This window comes from Bacillus sp. I-2, from assembly GCF_001974945.1.
In the GTDB taxonomy this organism is placed as follows: Bacteria; Bacillota; Bacilli; order Bacillales; family Bacillaceae; genus Bacillus; species Bacillus safensis.
In genome coordinates, this window is the sequence record NZ_LZRW01000043.1 from 62,173 (window position 1) to 75,338 (window position 13,166).

12 protein-coding genes are annotated in these 13,166 nt (G+C 43.1%); 11 read left to right on the plus strand and 1 reads right to left on the minus strand.

Features of this window, described 5'->3' with window-relative positions:
* Positions 1-28: 28 nt before the first annotated feature.
* Entirely contained in the window at positions 29-1,021 is a 993-nt protein-coding gene (locus BAE31_RS13500) for an LLM class flavin-dependent oxidoreductase (RefSeq protein WP_076840677.1), read from the minus strand.
* Positions 1,022-1,434: 413 nt separating this feature from the next.
* Here BAE31_RS13500 and BAE31_RS13505 point away from each other — a divergent pair, with 413 nt between their 5' ends.
* The 11 genes from BAE31_RS13505 (at position 1,435) to opuAA (ending at position 13,162) form a co-directional block, all read left to right on the plus strand.
* A complete protein-coding gene (locus BAE31_RS13505; RefSeq protein WP_024427228.1) occupies positions 1,435-2,037 on the plus strand; it encodes a TerD family protein in 603 nt (200 codons plus the stop codon).
* A gap of 20 nt (positions 2,038-2,057) precedes the next feature.
* Positions 2,058-2,639: a TerD family protein gene (locus tag BAE31_RS13510; RefSeq protein ID WP_039176267.1), complete on the plus strand. Its 582-nt coding sequence runs from the start codon at positions 2,058-2,060 to the stop codon at positions 2,637-2,639.
* Between the two features lie 39 nt (positions 2,640-2,678).
* Positions 2,679-3,257, plus strand: coding sequence for a TerD family protein (locus tag BAE31_RS13515; protein WP_007498343.1), 579 nt, complete (start codon positions 2,679-2,681; stop codon positions 3,255-3,257).
* A 140-nt stretch (positions 3,258-3,397) separates the two neighbouring features.
* Entirely contained in the window at positions 3,398-4,177 is a 780-nt protein-coding gene (locus tag BAE31_RS13520; RefSeq protein ID WP_034283214.1) for a TerC family protein, read from the plus strand.
* A gap of 99 nt (positions 4,178-4,276) precedes the next feature.
* Positions 4,277-5,464, plus strand: a complete 1,188-nt coding sequence (locus BAE31_RS13525; protein ID WP_041106672.1) for an HpcH/HpaI aldolase/citrate lyase family protein — start codon at positions 4,277-4,279, stop codon at positions 5,462-5,464.
* Complete coding sequence (locus tag BAE31_RS13530; RefSeq protein WP_076840678.1) at positions 5,454-6,785, plus strand: phosphoribosyltransferase family protein; 1,332 nt, start codon at positions 5,454-5,456, stop codon at positions 6,783-6,785. Before BAE31_RS13525 ends, BAE31_RS13530 begins: the two co-directional genes overlap by 11 nt.
* On the plus strand, positions 6,778-7,887 hold the full coding sequence (locus tag BAE31_RS13535; RefSeq protein WP_041106668.1) for a cysteine protease StiP family protein: 1,110 nt from the start codon (positions 6,778-6,780) through the stop codon (positions 7,885-7,887). The genes BAE31_RS13530 and BAE31_RS13535 overlap by 8 nt, the downstream gene beginning before the upstream one ends.
* Positions 7,884-8,699, plus strand: coding sequence for an HAD family hydrolase (locus tag BAE31_RS13540; protein ID WP_076840679.1), 816 nt, complete (start codon positions 7,884-7,886; stop codon positions 8,697-8,699). Before BAE31_RS13535 ends, BAE31_RS13540 begins: the two co-directional genes overlap by 4 nt.
* Positions 8,700-8,769: 70 nt before the next feature.
* On the plus strand, positions 8,770-10,386 hold the full coding sequence (locus BAE31_RS13545; RefSeq protein WP_076840680.1) for a YceG family protein: 1,617 nt from the start codon (positions 8,770-8,772) through the stop codon (positions 10,384-10,386).
* A gap of 14 nt (positions 10,387-10,400) precedes the next feature.
* Positions 10,401-11,495 carry a toxic anion resistance protein gene (locus tag BAE31_RS13550; protein WP_024427234.1) on the plus strand — a complete coding sequence of 365 codons (1,095 nt, stop codon included), beginning with the start codon at positions 10,401-10,403 and terminating at the stop codon, positions 11,493-11,495.
* Between the two features lie 398 nt (positions 11,496-11,893).
* Positions 11,894-13,162 (plus strand): glycine/proline betaine ABC transporter ATP-binding protein OpuAA, encoded by a 1,269-nt coding sequence (gene opuAA / locus BAE31_RS13555; RefSeq protein ID WP_034283228.1) that lies wholly within the window; start codon positions 11,894-11,896, stop codon positions 13,160-13,162.
* Positions 13,163-13,166: the final 4 nt, after the last annotated feature.

Here is a 13,166-nt window from a genome sequence, read left to right on the forward strand (position 1 = left end):
TGTAAAAAAGAAGCCTGAAAAGCTGGCTTCAAAATAATTCTGCTATTCGCTTGAAGGAACGTTGTTTTTCGATCGGATCAAAGGAATTGTTCAGAATCATGATGTCATCCGTTTGATAGCGGTCCATCAAGGTCTGTAGTTGCTCTTTCACCGTTTTCTTCGAGCCGACAATCATCCGATGGCGGTTTTGCAGCACTTTTTTCTTCTCCTGTGTGGTGTAGTGATACGCATTTGCTTCTTCTATAGAAGGAACTCGGCTGTCCAGTCCTTTTTCAACACGAAGCAGCCATAAATCTGTACTGCTGGCGATCCTGTCTGCTTCTTCATCTGTTTCACCGCAGATGACAAAGACGGCAAACATAGATTGTGGCTGCCTAGAAAAGACAGATGGAGAAAAGTGTGATCGATACGTCTCAAATGCTTGTGTGCCGCGTGCAGGATGGATAAAGTGGCCAAAAATATAGTTGATTCCAAGCTCCGCCGCCTGCACGGCACTATTTTCTCCAAGTCCGAGCAGCCAAACTGGCGGATGAGCATCAACAAGCGGAGCAGCTTTCACGCCTGCATGCGGATGACCAGAAGGCAGGCTGTCTGATAAGTAAAAAAGAAGGTCCTTCAGCTGGCGGTCAAACTGAGACAGATCTTTATGCACGCCGTCCGTCAAAGCGAGTCTCGTCCTTTCGATCCCGCCCGGAGATTTGCCGACACCAATCTCAATCCGTCCAGGATAAAGGGCTTCAAGCTGCCGCGTGACCTCTGCTACTTTAAAAGGACTGTACTGAGGAAGTAAAATACCGCCAGATCCGGTACGCAAGGTCGTTGTATGAGCCGCAATATGAGCCATTAATATTTCAGGCGCTGTACTAGCGAGCCCCCTTGTGCTGTGGTGTTCAGCGAACCAATAGCGCTCATACCCAAGCGTTTCAGCCAGCTGGGCCAGCTGCGTTGTATGAATCAATGTCTCCTGAGCAGACTGACCTTTAGGAATGGCGACTTGATCTAATATATGAAGTGATGGCATCATCAACATCCTTTCATCAACATGCTGAATATAAGTATAAAGAAATCCATGGATGGAAGGAAACGAAAGGGTTTATCCTTTGATCCCTTGCTTTTATCTTTCTATATCAACATATGAAACCACATCAATACGCTCCTTATCAGCAAGAGCTGTTCACCGTGATTTTTCGACAATGTTTCACATGAAACACTTCATTAACGACATGAACCATTTCCAATGTGCATCTTTCGTTAAAAAAATATAAAGTGTTTGAAACCTATCTTGAACATAGATCGTATATACTAGTAAATAGAAAAAAGAGTAAGAGGCTCCAATGTCATTTCATGAATTTTGTCGAATTTTCATGTATGATGATTTTAATAGGGTCCATCGCTTAATAAATAGATTTTTATTATGCTGGAGGAGTGATTGATTTGGCGATTACATTAGAAAAAGGTCAACGTATTGATTTAACAAAAGGGAAAACAGGGCTAACAAATATTCTTGTTGGACTTGGCTGGGACCCTGTCTCACAAGGCGGCGGATTTTTAGGAAAGCTGTTTGGCGGCGGAGGCGGCGCTGATGTTGATTGTGATGCTTCAGTGCTCATGCTGAAAAATGATAAGTTTACGGAAAATAAAGATTTGATTTATTTTGGCAACCTAAAAAGCAAATGCGGCAGTGTGGAGCATACAGGTGACAACCTGACTGGTGAAGGAGACGGAGATGATGAACAAGTCCTCGTCAACTTGAGCAAGGTGCCGGGCAATGTGAACAAATTGGTGTTTGTCGTCAACATTTATGATGCCCTTAGAAGAAACCAACACTTTGGTATGATTCAAAATGCTTACATTCGCATCGTTGATCGTTCTAACAATCAAGAATTAGTGAAATATAATTTAAAAGATGACTATGCAGGAAAAACTTCGTTAATCGTCGGAGAACTTTATCGCCATGAGAATGAGTGGAAGTTTGCGGCGCTTGGAAATGGTACAAATGATGCGAAGCTTGCCGATATTACGAGAAACTATATTTAAACAGAAGGGAGAGGTTCCTAGTGGGAATTTCTTTAGCGAAAGGTCAAAAAATTGATTTAACAAAAACGAATCCGGGTTTAACAAAAGTAGTCGTCGGTCTTGGCTGGGACGTCAATAAGTATGACGGCGGACATGACTTTGATCTAGACGCAAGTGTTTTCCTTTTAGATGCGGCAGGTAAAGCAAGCTCTCCATCTGACTTTGTCTTTTACAATCAAACAACTGGCGGAGGCGGAAGTGTCGTACATACAGGCGATAACCGCACTGGCGAAGGGGACGGAGATGACGAGCAGGTCAATGTTGACCTTGCAGCTGTACCAGCAAGTATTGAGAAGATTTCATTTGTCATTACAATTCATGATGCAGAAGCGCGCAGTCAAAATTTCGGACAAGTGTCTAACGCATATGTACGTATTTTAAATGCAGCATCGAATGAAGAACTCATTCGCTACGATTTGGCAGAGGATTTCTCAATTGAGACAGCCATTATTGTAGGTGAATTATACCGTCATGGCGGGGAATGGAAATTCTCAGCTGTCGGATCAGGCTATCAAGGCGGTCTTGCCCGCATTGCAACGGACTTCGGCTTAGATATCGGATAACGATAACTTCCTATTTTCAAAGACAGGAGAGATAAGAATATGGCGATTCAGCTTTCAAAAGGACAACGTGTCGACTTAACCAAAACCAACCCAGGGCTGACAAAAGTGATGATCGGTCTTGGCTGGGATACGAATAAATATTCTGGCGGAGCCGAATTTGATTTGGACGCTTCGGCTTTCTTGGTGGATGCAAACAATCGTTGTCAGCAAGATACAGATTTTGTATTCTATAATAACCTTCAGCATCCGAGCGGCAGTGTCACTCATACAGGTGATAACCGTACGGGTGAAGGAGATGGAGATGACGAGCAAATTCTCGTTGATTTCTCGAAAATTCCTGCTAACATTGATCGTATCGGAATTACAGTTACGATCCATGATGCAGAGGCGCGCAGCCAGAATTTTGGACAAGTCTCTAATGCATTTGTTCGTGTTGTAAATGAAGAGGGCGGGGAAGAATTGATTCGCTTCGATTTAGGGGAAGACTTCTCAATTGAAACAGCTGTTGTGGTATGTGAATTGTACCGCCACGGAAGTGATTGGAAGTTTAACGCGATCGGAAGCGGATTCTCTGGCGGACTTGCAGCTCTTTGTCAAAATTATGGGTTAGAAGTGTAAATAAGAGAAACAAATCAATTCAAGAGATGCTGTCAAAAGCTCATATGAGGGCCTTTTCCTAAGTGAGAAAGAAACAGCGATCAAGAATAGCAGCAGGCGAAAGCCTGCTGATGCTTCTACACTTATAGGAGGAAAACTAGTTGGACATTTTGAAACATATGTTGGATACATATGCCTCGTTTTTTGATTGGCATATGTGGGCAGAGGTATTAACAGACCCTGTCTCTTGGGGGCTTATTGGAACTCTTGTCGTGCTTGAAGGATTGTTATCAGCAGATAACGCACTTGTATTAGCTGTGATGGTGAAACATTTACCAGAAAAGCAGCGTAAAAAGGCATTAACCTACGGATTAATTGGCGCTTATTTCTTCCGTTTTCTATTCATTGGCGTAGGGATGCTGCTTATTAAGTTCTGGTGGATTAAGGTCCTCGGAGCTGCTTACTTAGCATGGCTTGTGATTAAGCACTTCTGGTTAGGTGACGGCGATGATGAAGCGAAGGAACTGAAAAAAGAAGGCTGGATGGTTCGTGTCTTTGGTGTGTTCTGGGCAACCGTTATTTCTGTTGAAATTATGGACCTTGCCTTCTCGGTTGATAGTATTCTTGCAGCATTTGCTGTATCTGAGGAAGTATGGATTCTACTATTAGGCGGAATGCTTGGAATTCTCATGATGCGTACAGTCGCGCAGTTATTCCTTGTTCTCATTGATCGTATCCCAGAGCTCGAGAATACAGCGTTTATTCTCATCGGGATCATTGCGATCAAAATGGGCTTGAGTGCTGCTCACATTGAAATCCCGCATCTTGTATTCTTTGCGATTATTATCCTAGCATTTATCGGAACGTTTATTGTTCATAAGATCAATAAGAAGAAACATCAAGAAGTGACAAACGAAGCTGCGGCTTCAAAAGAAGAATAGGACGATCAAAAAGGAATGGAGTTGATTAGCGGCTCCATCCTTTTTTGAATCATCAAGTCATTTGTTCGATTTTCTCTCAACAACAGGAGGTGGCACAGCATGCGGTATTTTCAGTTTTTATCAGAGGCGAGGCAGCACGATATTTTTTTCAAACGGCCGGGGGCGATGCATTTGATGACGCCAAGGCACGTACTTGCGCATGCATTAGGTGCTACTTTGTATATGCCTGCGACAAGACAGGATATAGCAGACATGCTGCTGTCGCAGAAATATGAAGCGCTTTGCTCTGTTGTATTTTGTTTAGAGGATGCCATCGGTGATCAAGAAGTGGAACTGGCTGAACAGAATCTAGTGGTACAACTCGCCAAACTGTCGGACAAATTGACGCATACACCTGAAACGGCTGAACAAATGCCGCTTTTATTTATTCGGGTTCGTTCGCCGGAGCAGCTGCTGAAAATGGCAGATTTGCTTGGTCCATCTCTTCGTTTATTGACGGGCTTTGTATTTCCAAAGTGTTCTATTCATAATGCGAAGGATTATTTGGACAGCTTGAAACAGGCGTCCGCACAAACGAAGACAACGCTGTACGGTATGCCCATTTTGGAAACACCCGATTTATTAGAAAAAGAAACAAGATATACGGTGCTGTCTGAGTTAAAGCAGATCATGCTGAATGATGAAGAATATATTTTGAATATTCGTATTGGGGCAACGGATCTTTGCGGCCTACATGGCATTCGCCGTGATCGCGACACCACCATCTATGAAATCAGATTGATTGCTGATTTGATCACAGATATTATCAATTATTTTGGCCGTTCCTTTGTTGTATCAGGTGCTGTATGGGAGCATTTTGGCCCTGCAAGAAAGGAACAAAAACCTTTCATCCGTGCGCTTTCTAAGGGCGGTGAGCTGTCCTTATCTGAATTCGATGACGTACAAGGTTTACTCAAAGAGACAAGACTCGATGTAGCCAACGGCATACATGGAAAGACAGTGATCCATCCAACACATCTCAAGCCAGTGCAAAGCATGTACGTTGTGACAAAGGAAGAGTACTTGGATGCATTAAGCATTCTGGAACATGCCGACGGCACAGTTGGCGTGATGAAGAGTGCTTTCTCTAATAAGATGAATGAAACGAAGCCCCATTACAGGTGGGCAGAGCACATTTTAATTAAGTCAGACATTTACGGGGTGTTTCATGAAAATAGAAGCTATATCGACATACTCACAGAATCAGAAGCGGCATACGCTGAACATCTTGGAACATATGGAGGTTGAGCTTGACCTCAAAGAGGGTGAGCTCCAGCTGGAAAAAGAGCATCTTTTTGAGATGGCGGCAAGGGTGAACAAAAAAAGAGCCTTTTTATTCGTTAGTAAGGTGCTTGGAAAGCATATTCCTGTTCATCCAGTAAAACCGCTCCTTGTCTCGGGTCTTTTAGCGATGGCATATGCCAAAGAGCAAACGGGAAAGACGCCCCCGCACCAAGATCTTATCGTCGAGGCACTCAAGACGGATGATCACACGGTGTTAACGGCAGCCTATGAAACACTCAAAGAAGAAAAGCTTTCAGCTGGCAATGTGCCTGTCGTCATCGGCTTTGCGGAAACGGCAACAGCCCTTGGACATGGTGTGTATGATGTGATAGAAGGCGCATCATACATTCATACGACACGTGAACAGCTGCTGGGTCTTGACCCGTCATTGGTATTTGAAGAAGAACATTCGCATGCAACAGATCAGCTTTGTTATGCAGACGAAGCATTACTTCGCACAGACCGCCCCATCGTGTTAGTAGATGATGAAGTCACGACAGGCCGTACCAATATCAACATCATTCGTGACCTTCACGCAAAGTATCCAAGGCATTCTTATACCATTCTTTCCATTTTGGACTGGCGGACGGAGGAGCATGAGAAAGCCATGTGCCAGCTTGAAGAGGAGCTTGGAATTCACATCACATCATTGTCTTTATTAAAAGGGCAGATGATTTTTCGAGGCAAGACGCTCGATGAGCCAGCTTATTCGTATGAGATTGCGGAGCAAGAGAAGCAGCCAAGTCTCTCTTTTCACTCTCTTCAATCTTTCTTTAAGCAGGTGCCATATTCACTTTCTCATGCAGCAAATTCGGCTGGTCATTCGCCATATATACATGAAACGGGCCGTTTTGGTTTAAATGCAGCAGATACGGAAGCGCTCGACCAAGCAGCTGCTGAAGCGGGATTGAAGCTGCGGCAGGAACGCAAAGGAAAACAAACACTCTGCTTAGGGACAGGTGAGCTGATGTATGTGCCAATGAGACTGTCTGCACACATGGGGGAAGGTGTTCTCTTTCATTCAACAACGAGAAGCCCTATTCACCCAGTCGAAAAGGATGGATACGCTGTCCAAAATGGGTTTACCTTTATGAATCCAGAGGATGCCAGAATTCAGCACTACGTGTACAACATTCCAAAAGGTGAATATGATGATGTATTTCTCTTTTTTGAGAAAAAGGTCTCTCAGGAGGCATTGCTTCCGCTTGTTCACTTATTTGCTGAGCGGCATGTGAAGCATGTGCATATTGTGACTTTATCAGACGAGGTGAAGGTGAATGGCTAATGTGTATACAAAGATGGGGAGTTATCCAGAGCAGGATGTAACCTTCTTACTCAAAGATTTATCCTCTATTGAGATGGAGAAAAGTACAGAGGAGCGGGAGCGTTCGATTCAGAGCGGTGCGCATTATTCAGAAATGCTGCCAATTGAGTACAAACCAACGGCATCTTATATGACTTTATTCTATCAATCTCTTGAAGAAAGTAAGGAAAAGGTAGCAGAAGCAGTAGCTGTTGTAGCAGAACAGATTGTGAAAAAGAGAGGCTTCCAAACCGTGCTTTGCAGTTTGGCGCGTGCGGGGACACCGATCGGGGTGCTGATCAAACGATATATTCGAAAGACGTATGGCGTCGATCTGCCTCATTACAGCATCTCTATTATTCGCGACCGCGGAATAGACGAGAATGCACTGCATTATATGCTGAAAGAACATCCAGGTTTTGAAATTGCTTTTATCGATGGATGGACTGGAAAAGGGGCGATTTCGAAAGAGCTCCAAAAAGCTGTTCTTGATTTTGAAAAAAAGTATGGTGTACGTCTCTCGAGTGAGCTGGCTGTGCTGGCAGACCCCGGCTATTGTACACATGTATACGGAACGAGGGAGGACTTTCTCATTCCAAGTGCCTGCCTAAATTCGACAGTATCAGGGCTTGTCAGTCGTACGGTACTAAACAACCGCTGGATCAATGCCGATGATTTCCATGGGGCAAAGTATTATAAAGAGCTGCTTGATGAGGATGTGTCCAATCTATATGTGGATACAATTGAACAAGCATTTTCCAGCCTCGGACCAAATGTACAAGAGAAAGCAGAAACCATACTCTCGCAGGGAACGCCGGCAGATTGGCGGGGAATGGCATCCATTGAAGCAATCGGTCAGGAGTTTCAAATTGAAAATACCCATTTGATTAAGCCGGGAGTTGGTGAGACGACCCGCGTGCTGCTTAGAAGAATCCCTTGGAAAATCTTGATTCAGCCTGGATCTCAGGAAAAGCTGAAGCATATTTTGCTTTTGGCTGAGGACAGAGGTGTTCCTGTCATTGAATATGCCAATATGTCCTACACGTGCTGTGGGTTAATTCGTCCGCTGGAGCAAACGTCATGAAGACATTTGCATTTGCCAGTGATTTAGACCGGACGCTGATTTACTCACATCGAGTGCTTGACCAGTATGCGTATGAAGGAGAGTATGATTTAGTTGAGGTGCTGGACGAACGGCCGCTTTCCTATATGTCTGTTGAAACGAAAAAATCTTTGCAGACGATTCATCAATCAGGCTGGTTCATTCCAGTGACGACAAGAACAACCGCACAGTATGAACGAATCACCTTCTTTGAGCAAGAGCTTAAACCGGAGTATGCTGTCACAACAAACGGGGGCTGTATTCTTCATCATGGCAAGCCGCTTGAGGATTGGCAGGCCATTGTTGATGAGAGACTTAGGGAGTGTATGCCAGTCAGAGAGATGCTGAGGGCGATCTCCGAGCTTCCAGTTGCGGCATGGGTGAAGCGTACCCGTACAGCAGAGGGAAGATTCCTTTATTTGATTATGAAAGAGGAGTATCTATCTCACATTCCGCTTACTGAATTGAAGCTGTGGGGTGAGGAGAGAGGATGGCAGGTTTCTCTTCAGGGACGGAAGCTTTATTTTATTCCACAGCCGCTTAATAAGTGGGATGCTGTTGCTTTTCTAAAGGACAGGCTGCAGCTAGAATACGTCTATGGTGCGGGTGATTCCCTGTTAGATGCGGGGCTCATTCGTCAATCAGATATGGGCTTTGCCCCAAGGCATGGAGAAGTTCTCGGCTTTGACCCAGAACTTAAGCCGACAGCAGCATCTGGCATGGCCGCAGCGGATGAAATCACCGCTTGTGTCATCGAGCAGATGATGAACGTAAAAAAGCCTTCGATTCGATAGCAGAAGTAGAAGGCTGAATGATATGATAGTAGTAGCTTTCGAGAAGATATAGGAGAAAGGAAGGAGCGGCGTGAGTTATAAAAAAATCAATGTCACCCATACACGGGCGGAGCAGGAAGCCTGGAAAAACGTGCTGAAAAAGCCGCTCCCTGAAAGAGAAGGTTATGTAAAGGACGAGCATACGTTGTCCTTGCCGCGTCTCGCCGCCCGGGTCCTTGGAACTCCGCATGATGCAACCGATTATTTTATTTATTTACATGAATTATACGAAACAGACGGCATGCATATTTTAAGTGAAACGCTCAATCGTCATATTGAGCCAGAGCATTTTCAAGCGCTGCAGCGCATTCATTTGATTAACCAAGAAGAAAAGGGATTGTCCGTGAATCGCTTTGTGGCTTTTTTAGATGGTGAACAGCTGATTGTACGCCATCCAAACCCTGTGATGAACCGGCATATTCGTCTTTCATTGATTAAGGTGTTTGAGCATTTCAAGCAGATGCATGAAGGTGGATTTCAGCATCCTGATTTCCGCCGGGTTCTGCTGGATGTCGTGAAGTTTTCAAATAATCATCTAGGTCCATGGCTGAGGGAAGTCAATATCGAAGAAAAAATGCCGGCTGTCATTTGGTATGGAGAGGCGAATAAAAGTCAGCTTTATTTTCTTTACTATGTCATGCTGATTGGCTGTGATGTTGTGCTATTTCATCCAGAAGGCGAGGATTCGTTCCGCGAATTAGATCCAGAAGAAAAGCTGACTTTTATTGATCAGTACCCGGGGACTTCAAAGCTTGAGCCGTTCCCTACTGAAAGGCCTGAGAGGAAATCAACGGTGGCGTACCGCTCGACAAGAGAGCTTGAAGAGGTGCTTCACACGGAAGATTCAATGCTCTATAAGCCGTGGCAATTCAGAGATCATACTCCTCTTTCTATTACACTGAAGACAACGTATGATGAGCTGTTTTTAATCGCAAAGGAACGATCCTTTATCCGCCCCAATTTCAAAGCAGACCGGGACACGATACAGATTCCAAATCTCTTTGCGAAAATGATGGGTGTCACACGAGACAAGCGTGAATACTGGGATCGCATTCACACGTTAATGGAAGGGAAAGAGACGAAGACCATTCGCCATTTTCCTTTTACGAAAGAAGTGACATCGAATTATCAATTTCATTATCAGCATGCACTTTCTTCTGCTGGAGAGATTGATCCTCACTTATTAATGAAAAGCAATGTGTGGCAGTTTTCTCATCTATATGAGGGTACGCAGCGTGCGATTGCAGAGGCGATATCTCGAATCTGTCAGCATCCGAAGCTATTAAAAGAAGGCAATGAAACCGAATTAGATGTCCGTATTTATTTATTCAAGCAGGTTCTGCATTTAAGCCAGGATCTCATTGAACTGATTCAAACCTTTGATTACGCACAAACCGTACCGAAAGTGATTTTATACCATACGGAATATAATGGTGAGCTGACTCGTTCTGATGCGGCCGCCCTGATTTTCCTAAATGAAATGGGTGTGGATCTCTTCGTATATCATCCGGCGGGATATCAGTGTATCGAACGGTATATCGATGACCAATTATTTGATACCCATTGGCTTGATGAGATGGTCATGAACCAGGAGTTTAAAGAGCCGTCCATCGTTAGAAAGTTATTTCAATCCATTAAAAACCGATAAGGAGATCAAAGCTTATGACAAATACAAACGGAAATGACATCATTTCAATTGATAAAGAGGAAATCACGATTGAGAAGGCAGACGATATTCGCGTTCAGCTTCGCAATGAACCAGAAGTGCAAAATATTGCGAGACAAATAGATGCGAAAAATCAGCTGGAACTGCTTGAATACGGAAAACAGCCGGCCGTTGAAATCTCTAAGTTCTCTGACCGTATCCTTTCAATGATGCGTTCAACAAGCGTCACTGACTCAGGAACAATGCTGACGCAGCTTGGTAAGATTATGGATCGCTTTGATAAAAATGATTTTGACGAACCGAAGGGTGGTTTGTTGTCAAAAATCTTTAAGCGCGGCGGCAGCATGATCGAAAAGATTTTTAGTAAATATCAAACGCTCGGTGCAGAAATTGAAAAAATTAATGTGGAAATTAGTAAATATAAAGATGAAATGACCAAATCGACTGTGACGCTTGAAGAAATGTATGAGCATAACATTCAATACTATTTGGAGCTAGAAAAGTATGTTGTAGCCGGTCAAATGAAAATCGAAGAATTAAAGCAATTGGTTCCTTCATATGAAGAAAAAGCAGCTAGTGGAAACCAGCTGGCACAGATGGAGCTTGATACGCTCCGTAATGGCATTCAAGCGCTTGAAGAGCGTGTGTATGACCTTGATATGGCACGAATGGTGGCGCTTCAAACGGCACCGCAAATCCGTTTGCTTCAGCGCGGGAATACGAAATTAATCGGTAAAATCAACTCTGCCTTCATCATCACGATTCCAATTTTCAAAAATGGGATCATTCAAGCTGTTACAGCGAAGAGACAAAAGCTTGTGGCTGATTCTATGAGTGAGCTGGATAGAAGAACAAATGAAATGCTGAAACGAAATGCTGAAAACATTTCAAGTCAAAGTGTGGAGATTGCTAAATTATCTGGCCGTCCAAGCATCGATATTGAAACGATCGAATCTTCCTTTAATACAATTGTACAAGGAATGAAAGAGACGAAACAGATCGAAGAAGAGAACAAGCGATTACGCGAAGATGGAACAAAACGTATGCTTGAGCTTCAAGATAATATTAAGCGGGCTGCCCTAGAGTCCTAAAAAAACAAGCTGTCTGTAACTAAAGTTTCAGGCAGTTTTTTTATGAATTTAAATAAAATTTGAGAAAAAGGTTTTTATGTGACCATTTTCGGGTAAATCTTGTTCAGGGGAATGGTTCGCCCATGATTCAAAAAACCGCTATGACGAGGATTCGACTTATTTTTTAGCACAATTAGGAATTTCCAGTAAAATATTGTCTGATGAGAGGAAATACCCCGTAAAATATGTAGTTTATGAAGCATTCTATAGGATTTACGAGTAATACGGCGTATAAACTCTAATGACCAGACCTCTATATGGAATTCATACATATTGTGGGGAAATAAGCGAATTCTAAAGATTGTTCGCATCATAACGCTTATGTTACGGTTATAAAGATGCTAATTTGGAGGGAAAATATGAATTCTGAAGAGAGAAATATCAAAATCAAGATAAATAATGTATCTAAAATTTTCGGTAAAAATGCTAAAAAAGCATCTCAAATGCTTGAAAAAGGGAAAACAAAAAGAGAAATCCTAAAAGAGACCGGCGCAACTGTTGGTGTCAATCGAGCAAATTTTGATGTATATGACGGCGAGATATTTGTCATCATGGGGCTATCAGGGAGCGGAAAGTCCACACTTGTGCGGATGCTAAACAGGTTAATCGAACCAACCTCCGGTGAAATATATATTGATGGGGATATGATAACAAATATGTCAAAGGATCAATTGCGTGAAGTCAGACGGAAAAAGATCAGCATGGTTTTCCAAAACTTCGCATTGTTCCCGCACCGTACAATTCTTGAGAACACAGAGTATGGTCTTGAATTGCAAGGTGTAGATAAAGAAGAGCGCAGATCAAAAGCGCTTGAATCTTTAAAGCTTGTCGGACTTGAAGGCTTTGAAGAGCAATACCCAAATCAATTAAGTGGTGGTATGCAGCAGCGTGTTGGATTGGCACGTGCGTTAGCAAATGACCCTGACATTTTATTAATGGATGAAGCATTCAGCGCACTAGATCCATTAATTCGTAAAGATATGCAGGATGAATTGCTTGAGCTTCATACATCTGTAGGAAAAACGATCATTTTCATTACCCATGATTTAGATGAGGCGCTTCGTATTGGTGACCGCATTGTACTCATGAAGGACGGAAATATCGTTCAAATTGGAACACCAGAAGAAATTCTGATGAACCCATCGAATGAATATGTTGAACGCTTCGTTGAAGATGTTGACCTTTCTAAAGTATTAACCGCTGGTCATATTATGAAACGTGCAGAAACAGTTCAGATCGATAAAGGGGCACGTGTTGCGCTCACGCTCATGAAAAACCTTGGGATTTCATCTATCTATGCAGTAGATAAGAAAAAGCATTTATTAGGTGTCATTTCTGCCCAAGCAGCGAAAAAAGCGGCAGAAACAGGTGCATCGCTTGAAACTGTTCTTGATAAAGAATTTACCACAGTATTGGAATCAACGTATTTAACAGAAATCTTTGATGCAGTGTCTGATGCGGCAAACATTCCAATTGCAGTTGTAGATGAGAAAAACAGAATGAAGGGCATTGTGGTCAGAGGTGCATTGATTGGTGCATTATCAGGTAATGATGAATATATCAACATGTCTTCTAACAAGCTAGAGGAAATTAAGACACAAGAGCCTTCTGCACAGGAGGTAGAATAAGATG